Raw genomic sequence first — 20,857 nt, forward strand, 5'->3', positions numbered from 1 at the left:
CTCACCCCGATACTCCGCGCGCGCTACTTCTTCCCGCGCGAGTACAGGTCGATGACCTCGCTGATGGCGCCCTGGCACACGCTGCAGAAGGGCACGCGGTCGCGGGTGAACATCACGCAGTCGAGCTGAGGCCTGTAGTACCCGCGGCTCTCGTACATCGCCCCCTCGAACGCCCCCACCTTGCCCGAGTACTGCTGGCTCGAGAGGAACTTCTCCTCCCAGCCGCGCTGCTCGAGGAAGAGCGCGTCCATCACCTTCTCGGGCTCGTTCTTCTGGCGAATGGCCCGGCGGCGGGTGAGCACGTCGCCGGCGTGCGCGTCGTACTCGTCCTTCTTCCACGGCGTGGGCACGGGCACGCCCTGCGTCATCAGCGCCTTCCACTTGAGGTTCTTCGGGTCCTTGAGCGCGGTGACGTTCTTCTCCCAGGGCTCGGGGCGCTCGGCGGAGGGCACGAAGGTGGGGTCCGAGGTGTAGTACTCGTCCGCGAGGCCCGCGAAGTGGTGGCCGAACTCGTGGACGAAGACGTAGGGGCTCCAGAGGCTGTCGGCGGCCACGGTGCTGAAGAGGTTGTGGATGCCGCCGCCGCCGTAGGTGTTGCTGTTGGTGAGGATCTCCACGAACTCGTAGGGCGCGTGGGACGCGATGTCGCGGAACGCGTGGTTGTCGAAGGTGAGCACGTAGCGCTCGCTGCCGAAGGCGTCGTAGGTGCTGCCCACGGGGTTGCGCTTGTGCACGCCGGTGGAGGGGCGGCTGATGCCGGGCTCCTTCGCGGCGGGCATCAGGCCCCACACGTTGAAGTCGCTCTTGCGCTCCTTGAAGGGGCTGAAGCTGAAGAGGATCTCCACGAGCCTGCGCGCGTCCTTCTCGAACTTGCCGCGCTGGGCCTCGGTGTAGCCGTCACCCAGGATGAGGAAGTCCACCTTCTGCGCGGGCGGGCCGTTGTAGACGAGCTTGAGCAGCGGGCCGGGAGCGGCCGGGACGCTGGGGTCCACGAACATGTCCTTCGGGTCCACGTCGAACTGCCACAGCTGCTTCCACTCGTTCTGGGGCCCGCGCTTCTTGAGCGTCACCTGCACGGGCGCGTCCGGGAGCGGGAAGCGGAAGGACTCGCCGAAGGTGCGCTTCATCTGCTGCGCCTCGGGGGTGCTCTCCCACTCGCCGTAGATGGAGGCGAAGCCGCGCGAGTAGAGGAGCTTGCCGCCCGCCTTGCTGCGCACCTCGAAGAAGTACTTCCCCAGCCCCGTGTCGTCCACGGTGCGCTCGGGGTGGCCCGGCCAGGGCAGGGGCTCCACCACGAGCCGGTCGAGGCTGAAGTGCTCCTCGGTGGCGTTGCCCGTGTGGAAGTAGTCCACGCGGAAGGTCTTCGGCGCCGAGGCGGGAGCGGCAGGGGACGCAGCGGGAGCAGCGGCGAGCGCTGCGAGCAGCAGGAGGGGCAGGTGCATGGCGGGCGGGGACTCTAGTCCGGCTCACGGCTCACGGCGCACGTCCCTCACCCCGACCCTCTCCCAGAGGGAGAGGGAGGACACATTGGCAGGGTGAAGAGCACGAGCGTGCCCTGGCCCGGGGTGCTCTGCGCCCAGATGCGCCCGCCGTGCCCCTCCACGATGCCGCGGCAGATGAAGAGCCCCAGCCCCGTGCCGCGGGTGGCCGAGCGCCCCGCCTTCCAGAAGCGGTCGAAGATGTGCGGCAGCTCGTCCGGCCCGATGCCCGGCCCCGCGTCCTGCACGCTGAAGCGCACGAAGGGGCCGTCAGGCTCCGCGCGCAGCAGCACCTCGCTGCCGGCGGGCGAGAACTTGAGCGCGTTGCCCACGATGTTGCCCAGCACCTGCAGCACCCGCTCGCGGTCCGCCCGCGCGGGGGCCGCGGGGACGCCGCCGCCCGGGGCTCCGTCCACCTGCAGCGCGATGCCCTTGTCCGCGGCGAGCGGCGCGAGCGCCTCCACGGCCTCGTGCAGGAGCGCCCGCGGGTCCTCGGCGCGCGGGGCGAGCGCGAGCGTGCCGCTCTCGATGGAGGCCAGGTCCAGCAGGTCGCTGATGAGCCGGCTCATCCGGTTCGTCGAGCGCTGGATGGTCTGCGCGTAGCGCGCCGTGCGCCTTCCCGCCTCGTCCGTGCCGGCGTGGCGCAGCAGCTGTCCCGCCGTCATCCCCACCACGCCCAGCGGGTTCTTCAGGTCGTGGCTCACGATGGCCAGCACGTCCTCGCGCGTGCGCACCGCCTCCTGCGCCTCGCGGTAGAGGCGCGCGTTGGCCAGCGCCACCGCGGCGCGGTCCGCCACCCCCTGCACCAGCTCCAGCTCGCGGGGGCCGAAGTGGCGGTTCGGGTCGCGGGTGGCCAGGTTGATGACCCCCAGCGTGCGGCCCTGCGCCACCAGCGGGGCGACCACGGCGGCGCGCGGGGCGAGCGCCTGCAGCGCGGCGCGGTGCTCCGCGTCGGCGGCGCTCGCGTCCAGCCAGTCGGGCGTGATGGGGCTGGCCACCAGCGGCGTGCCGGTCTCCACCACGCGCGCCACCGGGTGGCCGCTGCCCATGCGCGGCGGGTAGGGGCGCGTGCGCTCCATCAGCTCCGCGAGCGCCGGGTCGCGGCTGGCCACCTCCAGCCGGTGCAGCTGTCCGTCCTCCCCCAGCAGGTCCAGCATGCAGAAGTCCGCGAGCCGGCTCACCGCCAGCTGCGCGATGGTCTTGAGCGTGGCCTCGTAGTCGATGGAGTCCGCGAGCGCGCGCCCCACCAGCACGAAGAAGTCCTGCGTGTCCTCGGCGCGCTTGCGCTCGGTGAGGTCCGTGCTGATGCCGCACACCGCGGTGGGCAGCGCGGGCGGACCGGGCAGGGGGAACTTGAGCGAGAGGTACGTGTGCGGCCCGTCCTCCGAGCCCACCAGCTCCTCGCGCTCCAGCGGCGCGTTGCGCGCGAGCACCTCCAGGTCGTTGCCCCGCACGGCGTCCGCCTGCGCGCGCGCGACCAGCTCGTGGTCGGTGTGTCCCAGCGCCTGCTCGCGGGTGAGCCCCAGCCGCTGGAGGAAGTGCGCGTTCACCAGCGTGTAGCGCCCCGCCAGGTCCTTCACGTAGATGGCCGCGGGCGCCCGGTCCAGGATGCCCTCCAGCAGCGTGCTGCTCTCGCGCAGCGCCTCGTCGCTCGCGGCCACGTACGCGGCCACCGCGTCCGTCACCGCGTTGGACACGCACTCGTCCAGGATGCGCAGCTCGCGCACCGCGGGTGCGAGCCCCTCGGCCTCGAGCAGCTCGAAGAGGCAGTCGCGCAGGATGCCGTACTCGCGCACCAGGGCCGTGAGCTCCACGCCGCTCGCGCGCCGGTACGCGCCGTGCGCCTGGGCGTGCGCGTGGCGGGTGTGGCGGGCGGCCGGGGGCAGGGCTCCCTCGCGCAGCGCCGCGAGCAGGTCGTCGAGGAACTCCGGCAGCGCGTCCTCGCGCGCCGCGCCCCCCAGCCCCTGGGCGCCCAGCTCCGCGGCCGAGCGCGCGAGGAAGCGCGCCTCCAGCGTGTCGCGGTGCTGGGCGAGGAAGTCTGCGAGCGGCGCGGCGGGCACGCCCTTGCAGTAGTGCGCGGGGCGCGCCGTGGCGAGCGGACCGCGAGGGCAGGTGTGCGCTGCGCTACGCCTGCCCGGACGCCGGGCGGGCGGCGCGCGCGGCCCGGAGGCGGGCCCGCTCCTCGGCGAGCTCGCGCAGCGCGGCCGGGTCCAGCGGCTTGGAGAGCACGCGCACCGGCACCCGCTCCAGGAAGGCGCGCGCCTCGGGGGTGAAGGCGCCGCCGGTGACGAACACCACCTGGGCCTGCTGCTCGGGGAAGCTCTTCCCCAGCGCCTCCCACAGCTGCTGGCCGCTCATCTCCGGCATCATCACGTCGCACAGCAGCAGGTCGAAGCGCTCGCCCGCCTCCAGCCGCGCGAGCGCCTCGCGCGCGCTGGTGGCGGTCTCCACCGCGTGAGCGCCCTGCAGCACGCGGCGCACCGCGCGCGCCACCAGCGGCTCGTCGTCCACGATGAGCACGCGCGCGCCCTGCACGGCGGCGGCGGCCGGCGCGGGCGAGGCGGCGGCGGGGGCCTGCGCGGGGCGGGCGGGGGCGGCCGGCGGCAGCTCCACGCGGAAGGTGGTGCCCACCCCCACCTCGCTCTGCACCGCGATGTCCCCGCCGGCCGCGCGCACGATGCTGTGGCAGATGGAGAGCCCCAGCCCCGTGCCCACGCCCACCGGCTTGGTGGTGAAGAAGGGGTCGAAGATGCTGGGCAGGTCCTGCGGCGCGATGCCCGCGCCCGTGTCCTGCACCTCCACCACCGCCCAGCCGCGCGCGTCCGTGCGGGTGCGCACCCGCACCTCGTTCTCCTCCACACTGCCCTTCTGGATGGCCTGCGCCGCGTTCACCAGCAGGTTCACGAACACCTGCCCGAGGCGCGCCGCGTTGCCCACCACCTGCGGCACCGCCTCCAATTCCTTGCTCAGGCGCGCGCGGTGGCGCAGCTCGTTGCGGCACAGGCTCAGCGCGCTCTCCACCAGGGGGCGCACGTCCAGCGGCCCCGAGCGCTCCTCCTCGCTGCGCCCGAAGGTCTTCAGGTCCTGCACGATGTGCTGCACGCGGCCCGCGCCCTCCTGCGCGTCGTGCAGCGCGTCCAGCAGCTCGCGCAGGCCGAGCGCGTGGGCGGCCGGCAGCGCCGGGTCCTGCAGCAGCCGCTCCAGCTCCTCGGCCACGTAGCGCTGGTTCGCCAGCACGTAGGCGAGCGGGTTGTTGATCTCGTGCGCGACGCCGGCCGCGAGCGTGCCCACGCTGGCGAGCCGGTCGCTCAGCCGCAGCCGGCTCTCCAGCGCGCGCGACTCGGTGATGTCGCGCGCCACGCTCACCACCGCGGGCCGGCCGCCGAAGTGCAGCCGCACCGCCGTCAGCTCCGCGGTGGCCTGCGTGCCGTCCGCGCGCGCCACCCGCCCCTCGCGCACCGGCAGGCTCTCGCCCACCTGCAGCCGGGCGAGCCGCGCCTCGGACAGCGCGCGCTCCTCGGGCGCCGCGTGGGTGAACATGGAGCGGCCCTGCAGGTCCTCGAAGCGCTCGTAGCCCATCAGCCGCAGCGCCGCGTCGTTCGCGTACACCGCGCGGTCGTCCACGTACACCGTCACCGCCGAGGGGAGCCGATCGATGAGCTGGCGCATGCTCTGCTCGCTCTCGGCCATGGTCGCGAGCGCCGCCTGCAGCGCGCGCGTGCGCTCCTCCACCCGCGCCTGCAGCTCCTGCTCGCGCGCGCGCTGCTGCTCGCGGCCCAGCAGGTAGAGCGCCACACTCAGGCCTCCCGCCACCAGCGCGAGCGCTGCCCAGAAGGCCGGCTGTGCGTACACCGGCGCCGCCAGAGCGAGCGGGCTCACGAGCGCACCCGTGCCCGCCCGCGTCGCGGAGAGCAGCAGCAGGGGTGGGAGCGCGGGGTACATGGGCGGTGGATGCCCCAGTCTAGGGGCAGGGGGAGGGGTGGGCGCGAGGTGGGAGCATGCAGGCAAGCAGGCGCTGCGCCTCCCCCGCTCAGCGCCTGCCCCGGGCGAGCCACAGCCCGCTGCCCGCGAGCAGCAGCATCCCCGGCACCGCGAGCGCGAGCAGCAGCAGGTTGAGCGGGCGCCACGGCGTCCACTGCAGGTAATGCACGCGGTAGCTCGCGTCGATGAAGTCGTTGAGCGCGCCCGTCTGCGCCACCTCGCCGGTGACGCGGTCCACCGTCACGCGCTTGCCGCCGCTGAACTCGAAGGCGTACGCGGGCAGCTCCCGGCCCAGCAGCGCGCTCGCGTGCTGCGTCTCCTCGGGGAGCGCGGCCGCGAGCGTCCCGTAGCGCGCGGCGTGTGCGCTCGCCGCGACCGCCGCGAGCGCCCAGGCGCGCGCCGTGGCCGCGTCCGCGAGCGGCAGCACCGCCCCCGTGCCCGCGTCCACCGCGCGCCCCGCCCCCGCGTGCAGCCCGAGGAGCACGGGCCGCCCCGAGGGGTGGCGCTGCAGCACCAGGGGCCCTGCCGCATCCAGCAGCCCCGCGGCCAGCAGCTCCGCCGGCGCGCGCCGCGCCTCCGTCCACGCGCTGGGCGTGCCGGGCGGAAGGGGCACCGCGAGCGGCTCGTAGGCCTCCGCGTAGCGGTGCTTCACATGGAAGAGGACGCCGGTGCCCATCCAAAGCAGCACGGGCAGGGTGAGCAGCAGGCCACAGAGGCGGTGCAGGGAGCGGTGCAGGGGGCGGGGGCTGCGGGCAGGCATGGCCCGAGCGCTTTAGCCGAAGTGCGGGGCGACTGCTGGGCGGGCAGGCAGCGGGGCCCCGCTGCACGGGGGGCGGGCGCGTCGCCATCTTCGCCCGGCCAGGGGAGTGGGGCGCCCCCGGGCCTTCGCCTGTGCGAACGCGGACACGCGCGCCCCGAGGGCGAGGGAGCGCACATGGCACGGGGCTGGCGGCAGCGGGTGGTGGTCATCACCGGCGCCTCGAGCGGCATCGGCCGCGCGAGCGCGCTGCGGCTCGCGCGCCGCGGGGCGAACCTGGTGCTCGCGGCGCGGCGCGAGGAGCCGCTGGAGACGCTCGCGGCCGAGTGCGAGCGGCTCGGGGCGCGCTGCCGCGTGGTGCCCACGGACGTGAGCATCCCCGCGGACATGGAGGCGCTCGCGCGCGAGGCGGTGGCCGCCTTCGGCCACTTCGACGCGTGGGTGAACAACGCGGGCGTCTACCTGGTCGGCCGGCTCGAGGACACGCCCGAGGAGGCCTTCCGCCAGGTGATGGAGACGAACTTCTTCGGCACCGTGACGGGCGCGCGCGTGGCGCTCGCCCACTTCCGCCGCCAGGGCACGGGCACCCTGGTCAACGTGGCCTCCGTCTTCGGCCGGGTGGCCGGGCCCTATTCCTCCGCCTACGTCGCGAGCAAGCACGCGGTGCGCGGGCTCACCTCGTCGCTGCGCCAGGAGCTGCAGGGCACGGGCATCCACGTGTGCACGCTGCTGCCCGCGGCCATCGACACGCCGCTGTGGCACCACGCGGCCAACTACACCGGCCACGCGCTGCGGCCGCTCGAGCCGGTGTACCCGGTGGAGCGCGTGGCGCGCGCCCTGGTGCGGCTGCTCGAGCGACCGCGCGCGGAGGTGATGGTGGGCCCCGCCGGGCGCAGCTTCGCCGCGCTGCACGGCGTCGCCCCCGCGCTCTTCGAGCGCACCATGCGCCCGCTCACGGACGCGGGCGAGCTCGCGGACGCGCCCCACCCGCACGCGCCGGGCAACGTGTTCACGCCCATGCGCGAGGGCACGGAGGCCTCGGGCGGCTACCACGGGGGCCTCAAGCAGTGGCTGCGGCGCGGGCTGCTCGCCGGCGGCGCGCTCGCGCTGGTGGCCGCGCGCGCGCAGCGCCGCCCGCGCACGCTGCGCGCCCGGCTCCAGCGGGCACTCGCATGAGCCCGCGCCGGCGCCAGAGACAGCAGGCGGAGCCGGTGCTAAGCGCCCCGGCCGCGGCACGCGCGCGCGGCAGGGGACGCGCGGCGGCGCCCGCGAAACCCGCGCCTTCCGACCGGAGTGAGATGAAGCTCGCCGTCCTCGTGAACCTGCGTGCGCGCCGCGGCTCGGAGCGCGTGGCGGAGCTGGTGCACCGCTTCTTTCCGCGCGCCCGCCTCGCCCTCACCCGCTCGCTCGAGGAACTGCGCACCTGGATTGCGCAGCACCTGCACACGGACCCCCCTGCGCTGCTGCTCGCGGGCGGCGGGGACGGCACCATCACCGGGCTGCTCAACGAGCTGAAGGACCAGGGGCTCGCGCTGCCGGCGCTCGGGGTGCTCCCCCTGGGCACGGGCAACGCGTGGGCGCGCGTCACCGGGGCGCCCTCGCCGGCGCGCGCGCTCGCGCAGCTCGCGGCCCTCGGCGATCGGCCCCTGCCCCTGCGCGCCTTCGGCCTGGTGGAGGTGGAGGGGCGGGTGGCGCCCTTCGCCGGCACGGGCTGGGACGCGGAGATGGTGAAGGACTTCAAGGACCGGCTCGCGGGCTTTCCCGCGGGCCCCGTGCGCGAGGCCCACGCGGGGCTGCGCGGCTACCTCGCGGCGATGCTCACCCGCACGGTGCCGCGCCACCTCATGGGCGAGGGCTCGCCGCAGGTGAGCGTGTACAACCTGGGCGGCGAGGCGCTCACCCTGGATGCGCAGGGCTCGCTGCGCCCGGTGCCCCACGGCGGGAAGGGGGCGCTCTTGTACCAGGGCAGCGCCGGAGTGGCCGGGGCGGCGACGACGCCGGAGTGGGGCTTCGGCTTCAAGGCCTACCCCTTCGCCGAGGCGGTGCCCGGGCGGCTCAGCGTGCGCGTGTACTCGGCGAGCGTGCTCGAGGCGGTGCGCCACGCGGTGCCCCTGTGGCGCGGCGCGCATCCGCTGCCCAACATGCACGACTTCCTCGTGGAGGGGGTGCGCATGGAGTTCGACCGCGACGTGCCCCTGCAGCTGGCCGGTGACCTGGCCGGGATGCGCCGCACGGTGGAGCTGAGGCTGTACCCCGAGCGCGTGCAGCTGGTGGACTGGAGACGGGTGGCGCAGCTCGTGGCGTGACGGAGGGTGACGGCTCCCCCCGCCGTGTGCATGGTGAGGGCAGGATGGACTCCAGCGCCTCGCACCGCCTGCTCACCGGCAACGCCCGCATCCTGCGGCTGTGGACGGAGCGCGTGCGCGCGGAGGTGGCAGCGGCCGCGCAGCAGCCGCACCCCATCCTGGCGAACACGATGCCGCGCTTCCTGCACTACCTGGCGGAGGCGCTCTCGCCGAACCACCCGCGGCAGGAGGCGAGCGAGGGCAGCAACATCGCGCAGGAGCACGGCGGGGAGCGGGTGCGGCTGACGGGCTACCGGCTCGAGGACCTCATCCGAGAGTACCAGCTGCTGCGCGACGTGCTGCTCGAGCAGCTCGCGCCGCTCACCGAGGCCGAGCAGCTCACGGTGCAGCGCTCCATCGACCGCGCGGTGCACGAGGCCTGCGGCGCCTACGCGCTGGTGGCGGAGGGCTTGCGCGAGCGGCTCATGCTCTCGCTCGCGCACGACCTGCGCGGTCCGCTCACGGCCGCGCGCACGGGGGCGCAGATGATCCTGCGCCGCCCGGATGCGCCCGAGGTGGCGCGCTGGGCGCAGCGCACGCTGGAGGGCCTGGAGCGGCTGGACGGCATGGTGCGCGACCTGCTGGACCTGGGGCGCGTGGGGGCAGGGCGGCGGCTGACGCTGACGCTCGGGCCCTGCGAGCTGGGCGCCATCGCGCGCAGCGTGGTGGAGGCGCTGGAGCCCACGCACGGGGCGCGCTTCGTGCTCACTGCGCCGGAGCCGGTGCCGGGCCACTGGTCCGCGGACGCGCTGCGCCGGGGCGTGGAGAACCTGGTGACCAACGCGCTGAAGTACGGCGCGAGCGAGCGCCCCATCACCCTGCGCGTGGTCGCGGTGCAGGGGCGCGCGCAGCTCACGGTGCACAACGAGGGCTCGTACATCCCGCCCGGGGAGCGCGAGAGCCTGTTCCAGGCCTTCCGCCGCAGCGCCTCCGCGGAGCAGGGCGCGCAGCGCGGCTGGGGGCTGGGGCTGCCCCTGGTGCGCGCGGTGGCCGAGGCCCACGGCGGCAGCGTGGAGGTGGACAGCGACCCCGAGCGCGGCACCACCTTCACGCTCGACGTCCCGCTCGACGCGCGCCCCTTCCAGGACGCGCCGACGAGCCTGTAGGAATTCACTCGAAGCGCAGGGGCGCCGCCGTCCCGTACGATGCCGCGTCCATGGCTCGCGCCAAGTCCTCTGCCGCAGTGCTCACGCCCCGCGCCCTCAACCGCGCCCTGCTCGCGCGCCAGCACCTGCTGCAGCGCGCGCAGCTCACCGTGCCGCAGCTGCTCGAGCACCTCGTGGGCCTGCAGGCGCAGGCGCCGAACCCGCCCTACTACGGCCTCTGGTCGCGCCTCGAGGGCTTCCGCCACGAGGCGCTGAGCGGGCTCGTGCAGAAGCGCAAGGTGGTGAGGCTCGCTCTGATGCGCTCCACCATCCACCTGGTCACGGCGCGAGACGCGCTGCGCCTGCGCCCGCTCGTGCAGCCGGTGCTGGAGCGCGGGCTGAAGGGCAACCACGGCCGCAGGCTCGTGGGGGTGGACCTGGAGGCCGTGGCGCAGGCAGGCCGCGCGCTGCTGGAGGAGCGGCCGCGCACGCTGAGCGAGCTGGGCGAGGCGCTCGCGCCGCAGTTCCCCCGGGGCGCGCCGGAGTCGCTCGCGATGGCGGTGCGCTGCCTCGCGCCGCTGGTGCAGGTGCCGCCGCGCGGGCTGTGGGGCGTGAGCGGCGGGGCGGTGCACACCACGGCCGAGGCCTGGCTGGGGCGTGCGCCCGAGGCCACGCTCACCCTGGACGCGCTGGTGCTGCGCTACCTGGGCGCCTTCGGGCCGGCGAGCGTGAAGGACGTGCAGACCTGGTGCGGCCTCACCCGGCTGGACGCGGTGCTGGAGCGGCTGCGTCCGCGGCTCGCCGTCTTCCACGACGCGCAGGGCCGCGAGCTCTTCGACCTGCCCGAGGCGCCGCGCCCCCCGGAGGACGCGCCCGCGCCGCCGCGCCTGCTCGCGGAGTGGGACAACGTGCTGCTCTCGCACGCGGAGCGCAGCCGCATCGCGCGGGCCGAGGATCTCAAGGTGAAGGTCTTCACGCAGAACGGCATCGTGCCCGGCACGGTGCTGCTGGACGGCTTCGTCGCGGGGACGTGGCGGCTCGTGCGCGAGCGCGCCGGGACCACGCTGCGCATCGAGACCTTCGGGCCGCTCTCGCGCAGGGACCGCGGGCCGCTGGGCGAGGAGGCAGAGCGCCTGCTCGCCTTCGCCGCGGGAGACGCGCCGCGCACGCAGGTGCAGTTCGTCAGACACGCGGGCGAAGCCGTCCCCTCCGGGAGGGGGGTTGCGTTACGCTAGCCCCATGTCCCGCGCCGCCCTGCTCCTGCTGCTGCTCACCGCCTGCGCGGGCGCTCGCCCCCAGACGCGCACCGAGGACGCGAAGCCGCAGCCGCCCGTGCCGTCGGCCACCGTCGCCACGCCCGAGCCGCCCCGTCCCCCCTTCCGCTCGGCGGAGGGAGGCTTCTCGGTGCAGCTGCCGTCCGCGCCCCGGGTGGAGCAGGCCGAGCAGGCCACGGGCACGGGCGACGTGCTGACGCACACCTTCACCTCGAGCGACCCGACGGAGACGACCGCGTACTTCGTCTCGTACACGGACTTTCCCGACGAGGCGCTCGCGCAGACCACGCCCGAGCGGCTGCTGGAAAGCGCGGCGCGCGCGGGCGCGGAGAGCCTGGGGACGGAGGAGGTGAGCGTCTCGCCGCTCACGCTCGCGGGCTTCCCCGGCCAGGAGGTGCACGCGCGCGCCGAGGGCCGCGAGCTGCGCGGGCGCGTGTACCTGGTGGGCCACCGCCTCTACCAGCAGCTGCTCCTGCACCCGGTGGGCGCGCCGCCCTCGGATGCGGAGCGCTACTTCAGCTCCTTCACGCTGGACCCGCAGGTGACGCGCACCCTGGTGCCGCCCGGAACCTGAGTGTCCCCTCTCGCCCTGAGAGAGGGTCAGGGTGAGGGAAGAGGCCTCCTGCCGTGAACCCGCGATGACGCCCCCTGCCGAGCCCACGCCCTCCCTCGAGGAGCTGCGCGCCCACCCTGCCTGGCGCGCACTGCCCTGGCTCGCGCTCGCGCTGCTGCTGGGCGCGCAGCTGTGGCTCTTGCCCTATCCGCGCGTGTACCTGCTCTTCGGACGGGTGCGGCTCGGCGCGCTGCTCTTCGTGGCGGCGCTGACGCTGCTCTCGTTCCTCGTGCGCTCGCGCAGCGTGCGCATCGTGGCGCTGCTGCTCGCGGCGTTGCTCTTCGCGCGCTTCGTGCAGCTGCACCAGCACCTCGCGCAGCTGTACGCGCTGCGGGACGTGGCGGCGGAGGCCTGCCGCGGCGTGCCGGACTCCGAAGCCCCCAGTCCCGAGGCGCTGGAGCGCGCGCTCGTCGCAGCGGGGCGGCCGCCCGGAGATCCGATGGCCGCGAACATCACCTGTGGGCCGGAGGGCACACGCGTGTTCGTGCAGGCCGGATACTTCGGTGGCTTCGAGACCTATCCGGCCTTCGACGCACAGGGACGGCTCATCGGCTTCTAGGTCGAGTAGCTTCGGCGCCCATGAGCTTCTCCCGTCTGTTGATGACCCTCAGCGCCGGCGTGCTCGCGGCGCTCGGGCTCGCTGCCACCTTCCTCCCGCAAGAGCTGCTCGCGCGGCTCGGTCTTTCTCCTGAGGCGCCGCTCGTGTTGCTCGTGCAGGTGCTGGGCGCACTGTGGCTCGGCTTCGCGATGCTCGACTGGATGGCGCGCGGCACCACCATCGGCGGCATCTACGGGCGCCCGCTCGTGGTGGGCAACCTGCTGCACTTCGCCGCGGCCTCGCTCGCCTTCGGCAAGCTGCTCTCGCGCGCGCCCGAGCTGCGCGCGCTGTGGCCGCTGGGGCTCGTGTACGCACTGCTCGCGCTCGGGTTCGCGGTGGCGATGTTCCGGGCGCCCGCGCCGGTGAGCTCGGGCGCGCAGTAGCGGCCTACTTCCGTCTCCCCGGAGGCGCTTCGTCCTCGGACCGCAGGTCGCGCAGCGGCACGAGCCGCCCGAGCAGTGGCCCGCCGTGCTTCAGCCGCGCGATGCGCTGCGCCGGGTAGATGCCTCGCTGGCCGGTGAGCAGGTACGCGACCACCGTGACGATGACCACGTGCGGGAGCACCGCGCCGCCCAGCAGCTCCACTGCCATGATCGAGAGGGCGAGGGGCGTGTTGGCCGCCGCGCCGAACACCGCCGCCATTCCCACGCCGGCCGCGAGCCCGAGCGGCAGCCCCAACGGCCCCGCGAGCGCGTTGCCCAGGCAGGCGCCCACGAAGAACAGCGGCGTGACCTCACCGCCGAGGAAGCCCACCGACAGCGTCACCGCCGTGAAGAGCAGCTTCAGCGCGAAGGCCCAGGGCACCAGCCCCGGGTCAACGAAGGCGCGCACGATGACCGGCACGCCCAGGCCCAGGTAGTCCCCCGTGCCCACGCCGCGCCACAGCAGCACCAGCACCGCGCCGCCCAGCGCCATGCGCAGCGGCTGGCGCGGCACGTGGCGCTCGGCGAGCCGCTTCAGCCCGTGCGTCAGCCCCACGAAGGCGACCGTCACGGCCGCCACCGCCACCCCGAACACCAGCCACTTGGCGAGCAGCAGCGGGGCTAGCGGCAGCGGCGCGGGGGTGGGGTAGGCCGTGTGCACGATGCCCACCCCGCGCGTGACGAGGTCTCCCACCACCGCCGCCACCAGCGCGGGCAGCAGCGCGTGGTAGCTCACCTGGCCCACGCTCACCACCTCGAGCCCGAACACCACCCCGGCGATGGGCGTGCCGAACACGCTGCCGAAGCCTCCGGCGATGCCCGCGGCGAGCAGCTCGCGGCGCGTGGGCACCGAGACGCGGAAGCGGTGCGCGATGGCGTCCGCGAGGCTCGCGCCCATCTGCACCGCGGTGCCCTCGCGCCCCGCGCTGCCGCCGAACAGGTGCGTGAGCACCGTGCCCACCAGCGCGATGGGCGCCATGCGCAGGGGCAGCTGCGCGCTGTCCTCGTGCACGGTGTCGATGACCAGGTTGTTGCCGCCGCGCACCGGGCGCCCGAAGCGCTCCTGCAGCAGCCCCAGCACCAGGCCCCCGAGCGGCAGCGCCCACACCAGCGCCTCGTGCTGAAGGCGCACCTGCGTCGCGCGCTCCAGCAGGAAGAGGAACAGCGCCGAGGCGAGCCCCGCCGCCACGCCCACCAGCGCGCCCAGCAGCAGCCACTGCGCGAAGGCCCTCCCCGCGCGGCCGATGGGCGGCAGCGGCATCAGGTGTTTCCCCCACCCGCGCGCGCGAGGAGCCGGCGGGGGAAGCGCCGGCCCAGGGGCTCGCCGCACGCCCGGGCGCGTGCCCTCGGCGCATGGGGGCCCTGGACGGACAAGGGCGACTCAGCGGCACTGCGCCTACCCTCAACCCAGGGTGCGAGTGCGGGCGGAGCAGGAGTGGAAGTGTCCGCGTGCATGAGGAGCAGGCAGGGTAGACCACGAATGCGCGTGGCGCGATTGCACCATTGCACTTGAGTTGCAGAAAGGCGCTGGCCGTTCGCTCGCTGGGCAACGCGGATGCACACGGCGGCTGCCTTTGCAGTGGCACTGCGTTAGGGAAGACCCATGACTCTCAAGAAGCGCACCACCTCCACCGCAGCCCGCGTCGCCCGTAGCCGTGTCCCCGACCTGCAGGAGCGCCTGCGGTCGGCGGGGCTGCGCAGCACGGCGCCCCGGGTGGCGGTGCTGCGGCAGCTGCAGCGCGCCGCGCGCCCCGTGAGCCACGCGGAGCTGGTGGAGCGGCTGGACGGGGAGGGGCTCGACCGGGTGACCCTCTACCGCAACCTCAATGACCTCGCGGACGCAGGGCTGCTCGCGCGCACGGACCTGGGCGACCACACCTGGCGCTTCGAGCTGCGCCCCGAGGGCACCGGCGCGCACGCCACCCTGCACCCGCACTTCACCTGCACCCGCTGCGGCACGGTGTCCTGCCTCCCCGAGGACGCGGTGACGCTGGCGCGCGGCCGGGGCCTGCCGGGCGCCGTCTCGCGCAAGGCCGTGGAGGTCACCCTGCGGGGCCGCTGCGATCGCTGCGGCGACCGCTCGTGAGCGCACCCGTCTCGCGCTACGACGCGATCGGCCAGGGCTACGCACTCACCCGCCGCGAGGACCCGCGCTTCCGCGAGCGCCTGCACGCGGCGCTCGGCGACGCGCGCACGGTGGTGAACGTGGGCGCTGGCACCGGCAGCTACGAGCCGCGCGACCGCTACGTCGTCGCCGTGGAGCCGAGCGACGTGATGGCCGCACAGCGCCCGCCCGAGCTCGCACCCGCGGTGCGCGCCTTCGCGGACAAGCTGCCCTTGCGCGACGGGAGCGTGGACGCGGCGCTCGCGGTGCTCACCGTGCACCACTGGGACGAGGGCCAGGAGAAGGGCGTGCGCGAGCTGCGGCGCGTCGCACGCGGGCCGGTGGTCATCCTCACCTACGACGCGCAGGTGAGCGAGCAGATGTGGCTGATGAAGGACTACCTGCCGGAGCTGGCCACGCTGGACCGGCGCATCTTCCCCTCGATGGAGCGGCTGGCGCACTGGCTCGGAGGCGAGGTGCGGGTGGAGCCCGTGCCCGTCCCGCGCGACACGCCGGACTGGATGCTGGGCTCCTTCTGGGCGCACCCGGAGCGCGTGCTGGATGCGCAGGCGCGCGCCGCGACCTCGGGCTTCGCGCGCATGGCGCCGGCCGTGGTGGAGCGCGTGGTGAAGCGGCTCACGCGCGACCTGCAGGACGGCAGCTGGGACGCGCGCCACGGGAGCCTGCGCACGCTGGAGGAGCTCGACGTGGGGCTGCGCCTGGTGGTCGCCACGCCGTCGTCTGCTTCATCGTCTTCGGCGAAGTGAGCGCAGCCGTCCCCTCTCACTCTGGGAGAGGGTCGGGGTGAGGGAAGGGGGCCTTCCCCCGCGTCCCCCGCTCCCGATGTCGAAACCGGTGCCTCTCGCGCGTCGTCTGGTCGAAGACGGCCGCCCGAGAGGGCCACACCGGAGAACGACATGCCGCAGAAGAAGCCCGCCGCGAAGGCAGTCCCCGTCAAGGGTCCCGCCTCCTACTTCCCCTCCATCGAGAAGACCTACGGGCGCCCCATCGCCGAGTGGAAGGCGCTCATCCGCAAGCGCGGCGGCGGCAAGCACATGGAGCTGGTCAGCTGGCTGAAGTCCGAGCACGGGCTCGGACACGGCCACGCCAACGCGCTCGTCGCGCACACCCTGCAGGAGGACGCGGGCGGCGCCAAGGGGTGACGGACCGCGCCGCGCGGGCGAGCGCGACCGACCCTGCCGCTCCTCGACCTGCTGGAAGCGAAGCGGCTGAGCGCTGTGCACGTGGCGGCGCCGCGATGAGCGGCACAGCTACTGAGCGGCGCGCGGGTATTCGGTGAGACGAACCGCGAACCAGGGCACGGGCTCGGCGCGGCATTCGTCACTGTCTGTATACGTTGCGCAGCGCCGCGCGAGTGCATGGTCGTCGAAGAGGCCCTGGGCGTTGAGCCGCGCTCCGAAGCGCTCGAAATAGTCCCGCGCGAGGCCGTTGCAGTGGAACGAATGCAGGCTGCACCCGTGCTCGCATCCGAGGACCTCGGAGCCCAGCCGGATGCCTCCCTGCGGGGGCGCGGTGCGGCGCTCGAAGCTGGCCGAAGCTTCCGGAGTGGGAATGATCTGCTCGAGGAAGCGGCCCACGTCCTCTGCTGCAAGCGCAAGACCGATGATCCTTGCGCCTGCCTTCGGCGGGACGAAGCGCGCGCAGAAGTCCTGGGCCACCTCCAATGCCTCGAAGAAGCACGGCCAGCGAAAGCCCTGCTCAAAGTGGCGGTCGGCCCACGCATGCACCTCAGGCAAGCGCTCTGTCGCAATGCCGAAGCGAGCAGCGATCTCCGCGCGCTTCGCGTCCTCCATCCGCACCCACGAGAGGATCCAGCTGTCGACGACATCCGCAAGACACGCGGACGCCGTGCACAGCACAGGCGGCAGCAGCGCTGCGTCCATCTGCGCCGGGCGCGGGAAGGGGAGCGCCACCACATAGCCTGCGCTCACCCAGCGCTGGGGTTCGGGCTTCGTCACGCGCGCGGCGCTACCGCCCCGCGCCCACCGGCTCCGCGGAGGTCTGCCCCTCGCGCCAGTCGCCCGTGAGGCACGCGAGGAAGAAGATGGGGCCCACCAGCGCCTGCAGCAGGTTGGTGAGGAAGGCGGGGGACTTCTTCTCCCACACCGAGTGCCCCGCGAGCTGCACCAGCCAGCCGCCCACGGCGATCGCCACCACCACCGGCCACGGCGTCATGCGGCCGAGCGGGAAGCACAGCGCGAGGAACACCGCCATCATCAGGCCCAGCTTCACGCTCATCCGCAGGTACCAGACGAGCGCCGCCGCCACCGCCACCATCGCCAGCGTCACCGTGAAGCCGCCCACCTGGAACAGCCGCACCCAGTCCAGCATCGCCACGATGTGGAACACGATGAGCGGGATGGCGAGCTTGTGCGTCAGGCGGTTCGTCGGATGACGGTGGCTCTCGGCGTAGTCCACGAAGAGGGCGCGAAGGGCAGGGCTCATGGGGCGGAGTGTGGCCCGCAGCCGCGCGGTGGGCAACCCGACACCCTCACCCTGGCCCTCTCCCAGGGGGAGAGGGGACACTCAGTCGTCCACGGACATGTACTGCGCCCTCGCCGGCACGCTCACCAGGCGGCCCTCCGGGAGGATCCACGCGTTGAGCCGCCCGCCGTACACGCACCCCGAGTCCAGCCCCAGCGCGTGCGGGTAGCGCTGCAGGCCGCGCATCGCGTCGTGCCCGAAGACGACCGTCTCCGGCCCCTTCCACTGGCTCGCCCACGGCACCCCGTTGTCGATGCGCTTGCTCGGTGCGCCCTCGGGGGTGATGGAGCGCAGGTTGAGCAGGAGGTTCGAGTCCTGCGCCTCCAGCGCCACGCCCGGCACCAGGCCGCCGTGTACGGCGATGACGTTGAGCTCGGGGAAGCGCCGGTAGAGCGGCTGCGCTTCCAGGTACGCCCAGTCCTCGGGCGCGAGCGTGTCCAGCACGCGCTGGTGCTCGCGCTTGAGCTTGCGCCCGTCCGCGCGCACCCCGCCGCGCGCACGCGCCCCGAGCACGTGCGCGTCGTGGTTGCCGCGCACCGCGAGCAGCCCCCGCTCGCGCGCGAGCCGCACCACGCCGGCCGAGTCCGGCCCCTTGGCCACCAGGTCTCCCACCAGCACCACCCGGTCGGACTGCGAGTACGCGCAGGCCTGCAGCAGCTCCTCTAGTTCCAGGAGGCAGCCGTGCACGTCTCCGATGAACACTGTGCGCGGGGGCGGAGGGGAGCTCACCGCGACGTAGTACCGCGCGCCCCCGGCCTGCGCTACACCCGTGAGCCACATGCCCGCACTCCGCTCGACGCTGCTCCCGCTCGCCCTACTCCTCGGTGCCGCTGGCCTCGGCTGCACGGGTTCCCAGGCCACCTCGGGCCCCCCGGGGGGCGCTCCGCCGCCGCCCGTGCAGGCCTCGCGTCCGCCGATGCCCCGGCCCGTCGCCCCCAAGCTGCGCCTGCCGGAGGGCGTCAAGCCCACCGCCTACTCCGCCATGCTGGTCATCCACCCGGACGAGCCGCGCTTCGCGGGCCGGGTGGAGATCGAGGTCGACCTCGAGCAGCCCACGGACACCATCTGGCTGCACGCGCACGAGCTGTGGGTGGAGCAGGCGCACGTGCAGGTGGGCGATGCGCGCTTCCCGCTCGAGGCGCGGCGCGGCGACGACGACTTCCTCGGCCTGCACGCGATGCAGCCGCTGCCCAAGGGGCACGCGAAGGTGAGCGTGGCGTACACCGGCCGGCTCTCCACCCGCGAGGTGGACGGCGTGTTCCGCGTGCAGGAGGGCAACGACTGGTACGTCTTCACCCAGTTCGAGCCGCTCGCCGCGCGCACCGCCTTCCCCTGCTTCGACGAGCCGGGCTTCAAGACGCCCTGGACGCTGACGCTGGTGGTGCCGCAGGGGCAGACGGCGGTGACGAACACGCCGCAGGTGTCCGCGCAGAACCGCCCGGACGGGATGCAGGTGGTGAAGTTCGCCCCGAGCGAGCCGCTGCCCAGCTACCTCGTGGCCTTCGGCGTGGGCCCCTTCGACGTGAAGGAGGCGAAGCCCTCCGGCTCCCGGAAGGTGCCCACGCGCATCCTCACCCCGCGAGGGCGCGCCGTGGAGGCGACCTACGCGGCCGAGGTCACCCCGGCCATCATCGACCAGCTGGAGAAGTACTTCGGCATCCCCTACCCGTACGCGAAGTTGGACCTGCTCGCGGTGCCGCTGCTGGACGGCGCGATGGAGAACGCCGGCCTCGTCACCTTCAACTCGGGCAGCATCCTCAGCCGCCCGGACGAGGACACGCTCTCGCGCCAGCGCCGCTTCGCCTCGGTGGACGCGCACGAGCTCGCGCACCAGTGGTTCGGTGACCTGGTCACCATGGCCTGGTGGGACGACCTCTGGCTCAACGAGGCCTTCGCCACCTGGATGTCCAGTCACGTGCTGGTGGACTGGCAGCCCACGTGGGGCGAGTCGCTCGAGCGCGTGTCCGGGCGCAGCGAGGCGCTGCAGGACGACAGCCTGGTGAGCGCGCGGCGCATCCGCCAGCCCATCGAGAGCGAGAACGACGTGTACAACGCCTTCGACGGCATCACCTACGGCAAGGGCGCCGCGGTGCTGCGCATGACCGAGGCGTGGCTGGGCGCGGACGTGTTCCAGAAGGGCGTGCAGCGCCACCTGAAGGGCCACGCCTACGGCAGCGCCACGGTGGACGACTTCGTGCACGCGCTCGCCGCCGAGGCCGGCAAGGACCTGGGCCCGGTGCTCTCCACCTTCCTCGAGCAGACGGGTGCGCCGCTGGTGAGCGCGAAGCTCGAGTGCCAGAAGGGGCAGGGCACGGCCACGCTGCGCCTCGCGCAGGAGCGCTACCGCCCGGTGGGCAGCAAGGCGGACGCGGCGCAGACGTGGAAGGTGCCGCTCTGTGTCCGCTACGCCGCGGGCGCGGGCAGCCAGCGCGCGTGCACGCTGCTGGACGGCAAGGAGGGAGCGCTGCAGCTGGAGGCGCCCAAGGGCTGCCCCGCGTGGGTGATGCCGAACGCGGACGGCGCGGGCTACTACCGCAGCGCGCTGGAGCCTGCGGCCCTGCAGGCGCTGCTGAGCACCCACGCGCGCCAGCTCACGGCGGAGGAGCGGGTGGCGCTGCTGGGGGACGCGGGTGCGCTGGTGCGGGCGAACCGGCTGCCGGTGGCGGACGCGATGGCGCTGGTGCGCAGCTACGCGGGTGCGCCCGAGCGCGAGGTGGTGCTCGCGGCGGTGGACCTGCTGGGCGTGCTGCGCGAGGAGCTGCTGCCTGCGGAGCTGCTGCCCGAGCGCGAGCGCTTCGTGCGCGAGGTGTTCGCGGGCCGCGCGCGCGTGCTCGGCCTCACCCCGAAGGAGGGCGAGAGCGAGGACGCGCGGCTCTTGCGCCCGAAGCTGGTGGCGCTGGTGGCGCAGCACGGCCACGACGAGACGCTCATCAACCAGGCGCAGGTGCTCGCGCAGCGCTGGCTCGCGAACCACGGCGTGCTCGAGCCGGAGCGGGTGGACCCGGTGCTCGCGGTGGCGGCGGCGGGCAACGACCCGCAGCTGCACGCGGCGCTGCTCGCCGAGGTGAAGCGCGCGCCGGATCGCAAGCTGCGCCAGCAGCTCTTGCGCGCGCTCTCGAACTTCCAGGACCCGGCGCTGGTGCGCGCGAACCTCGCGCTGGTGCTGCAGGGGAACCTGGACCCGCGCGAGGCGGGCGACCTGCTCTTCGGCGCCGCGAACGACGTGCGCACGCGCCAGACCACGTACGACTGGGTGAAGCAGAACTACGACACGCTCGCGGGGCGGCTGCCGGAGTCGGTCACCGGGCGCATCGCGCTGCTCGCGCAGGGCTTCTGCTCGCCGGAGGCCCGCGCGGACGTGGCCAGCTTCTTCGGCCCGCGCAACGAGAAGGCGCAGGGCGGCCCGCGCACGCTCGCCAACGTGCTCGAGGAAATCGACCTCTGCGTCGCGCTGAAGGAGGCTCAGGGCGCGAGCGCTGCGGCCTTCCTCAAGCCGGCTGCCGCGAACGGCAAGACTGCCCCGTAGAAGGCAAGACGGGAAGCAAGAGGGCGAAGGCGTCCCCTCTCCCAGAGGGCAGGGCAAACGCATCTCAGGTCGAGGGAAGTCCGCCCTTTAGCAGGTGCAGGAGGTAGGCGTCGTTGCGGGCCGCGTGCGCGCGTTTGAGGGCGACGCCGAGGCGCACGCTCTTGTCCTG

Annotated in this window: 19 protein-coding genes; 11 read left to right on the forward strand and 8 right to left on the reverse strand. The window is 74.1% G+C overall.

Translation table 11 applies throughout. From position 1 onward, the window contains the following. Positions 1-23: 23 nt before the first annotated feature. The 4 genes from FGE12_RS29690 to FGE12_RS29705 form a co-directional block, all read right to left on the reverse strand. On the reverse strand, positions 24-1,442 hold the full coding sequence (locus FGE12_RS29690; RefSeq protein WP_153870030.1) for an IgA Peptidase M64: 1,419 nt from the start codon (positions 1,440-1,442) through the stop codon (positions 24-26). A gap of 47 nt (positions 1,443-1,489) precedes the next feature. Continuing rightward, on the reverse strand, positions 1,490-3,538 hold the full coding sequence (locus FGE12_RS29695; protein WP_153870031.1) for an ATP-binding protein: 2,049 nt from the start codon (positions 3,536-3,538) through the stop codon (positions 1,490-1,492). 64 nt (positions 3,539-3,602) lie between these two features. Further along, on the reverse strand, positions 3,603-5,420 hold the full coding sequence (locus FGE12_RS29700; RefSeq protein WP_153870032.1) for an ATP-binding protein: 1,818 nt from the start codon (positions 5,418-5,420) through the stop codon (positions 3,603-3,605). An 88-nt stretch (positions 5,421-5,508) separates the two neighbouring features. Then, the gene (locus FGE12_RS29705; RefSeq protein ID WP_153870033.1) at positions 5,509-6,219 is read right to left on the reverse strand and encodes a PepSY domain-containing protein; all 711 of its coding nucleotides are present in this window, start codon (positions 6,217-6,219) and stop codon (positions 5,509-5,511) included. A 174-nt stretch (positions 6,220-6,393) separates the two neighbouring features. On the opposite strand from FGE12_RS29705, the gene FGE12_RS29710 reads away from it, so the two are divergent. From FGE12_RS29710 to FGE12_RS29740, 7 genes are all read left to right on the forward strand, one after another. Next, positions 6,394-7,392, forward strand: a complete 999-nt coding sequence (locus FGE12_RS29710) for an SDR family oxidoreductase (protein WP_153870034.1) — start codon at positions 6,394-6,396, stop codon at positions 7,390-7,392. Positions 7,393-7,514: 122 nt separating this feature from the next. Beyond that, positions 7,515-8,522, forward strand: coding sequence for a diacylglycerol kinase family protein (locus FGE12_RS29715; RefSeq protein WP_153870035.1), 1,008 nt, complete (start codon positions 7,515-7,517; stop codon positions 8,520-8,522). A gap of 44 nt (positions 8,523-8,566) precedes the next feature. Continuing rightward, a complete protein-coding gene (locus tag FGE12_RS29720; protein WP_153870036.1) occupies positions 8,567-9,667 on the forward strand; it encodes a sensor histidine kinase KdpD in 1,101 nt (366 codons plus the stop codon). A gap of 50 nt (positions 9,668-9,717) precedes the next feature. Then, complete coding sequence (locus FGE12_RS29725) at positions 9,718-10,881, forward strand: winged helix DNA-binding domain-containing protein (protein WP_153870037.1); 1,164 nt, start codon at positions 9,718-9,720, stop codon at positions 10,879-10,881. A 4-nt stretch (positions 10,882-10,885) separates the two neighbouring features. Continuing rightward, positions 10,886-11,494, forward strand: coding sequence for a hypothetical protein (locus FGE12_RS29730; protein WP_153870038.1), 609 nt, complete (start codon positions 10,886-10,888; stop codon positions 11,492-11,494). A 64-nt stretch (positions 11,495-11,558) separates the two neighbouring features. Beyond that, the gene (locus FGE12_RS29735; protein WP_153870039.1) at positions 11,559-12,092 is read left to right on the forward strand and encodes a hypothetical protein; all 534 of its coding nucleotides are present in this window, start codon (positions 11,559-11,561) and stop codon (positions 12,090-12,092) included. 20 nt (positions 12,093-12,112) lie between these two features. Further along, entirely contained in the window at positions 12,113-12,514 is a 402-nt protein-coding gene (locus FGE12_RS29740; RefSeq protein ID WP_153870040.1) for a hypothetical protein, read from the forward strand. A 4-nt stretch (positions 12,515-12,518) separates the two neighbouring features. On the opposite strand, the gene FGE12_RS29745 is transcribed toward FGE12_RS29740, so the two are convergent. After that, positions 12,519-13,814: a chloride channel protein gene (locus tag FGE12_RS29745; RefSeq protein ID WP_153870041.1), complete on the reverse strand. Its 1,296-nt coding sequence runs from the start codon at positions 13,812-13,814 to the stop codon at positions 12,519-12,521. 342 nt (positions 13,815-14,156) lie between these two features. Here FGE12_RS29745 and FGE12_RS29750 point away from each other — a divergent pair, with 342 nt between their 5' ends. The 3 genes from FGE12_RS29750 to FGE12_RS29760 all read left to right on the forward strand — a co-directional run bounded on the left by FGE12_RS29750 (position 14,157) and on the right by FGE12_RS29760 (position 15,820). Continuing rightward, positions 14,157-14,639 (forward strand): Fur family transcriptional regulator, encoded by a 483-nt coding sequence (locus tag FGE12_RS29750; RefSeq protein WP_153870042.1) that lies wholly within the window; start codon positions 14,157-14,159, stop codon positions 14,637-14,639. Beyond that, entirely contained in the window at positions 14,636-15,424 is a 789-nt protein-coding gene (locus tag FGE12_RS29755) for a methyltransferase domain-containing protein (protein WP_194798416.1), read from the forward strand. Before FGE12_RS29750 ends, FGE12_RS29755 begins: the two co-directional genes overlap by 4 nt. Positions 15,425-15,574: 150 nt before the next feature. Continuing rightward, a complete protein-coding gene (locus FGE12_RS29760) occupies positions 15,575-15,820 on the forward strand; it encodes a DUF4287 domain-containing protein (RefSeq protein WP_153870044.1) in 246 nt (81 codons plus the stop codon). A gap of 108 nt (positions 15,821-15,928) precedes the next feature. Here FGE12_RS29760 and FGE12_RS29765 read toward each other — a convergent pair whose 3' ends face one another. The 3 genes from FGE12_RS29765 to FGE12_RS29775 all read right to left on the reverse strand — a co-directional run bounded on the left by FGE12_RS29765 (position 15,929) and on the right by FGE12_RS29775 (position 17,942). After that, entirely contained in the window at positions 15,929-16,636 is a 708-nt protein-coding gene (locus tag FGE12_RS29765; protein ID WP_153870045.1) for a hypothetical protein, read from the reverse strand. Positions 16,637-16,646: 10 nt separating this feature from the next. After that, positions 16,647-17,123, reverse strand: a complete 477-nt coding sequence (locus FGE12_RS29770; RefSeq protein ID WP_153870046.1) for a DUF962 domain-containing protein — start codon at positions 17,121-17,123, stop codon at positions 16,647-16,649. A gap of 81 nt (positions 17,124-17,204) precedes the next feature. Continuing rightward, the gene (locus FGE12_RS29775) at positions 17,205-17,942 is read right to left on the reverse strand and encodes a metallophosphoesterase (RefSeq protein ID WP_153870047.1); all 738 of its coding nucleotides are present in this window, start codon (positions 17,940-17,942) and stop codon (positions 17,205-17,207) included. Positions 17,943-18,078: 136 nt separating this feature from the next. On the opposite strand from FGE12_RS29775, the gene FGE12_RS29780 reads away from it, so the two are divergent. Next, positions 18,079-20,688 (forward strand): M1 family metallopeptidase, encoded by a 2,610-nt coding sequence (locus tag FGE12_RS29780; RefSeq protein WP_228531215.1) that lies wholly within the window; start codon positions 18,079-18,081, stop codon positions 20,686-20,688. The last annotated feature ends 169 nt before the right edge of the window (positions 20,689-20,857 follow it).

Origin of the sequence: Aggregicoccus sp. 17bor-14, assembly GCF_009659535.1 — a bacterium.
Taxonomy (GTDB): domain Bacteria; phylum Myxococcota; class Myxococcia; order Myxococcales; family Myxococcaceae; genus Aggregicoccus.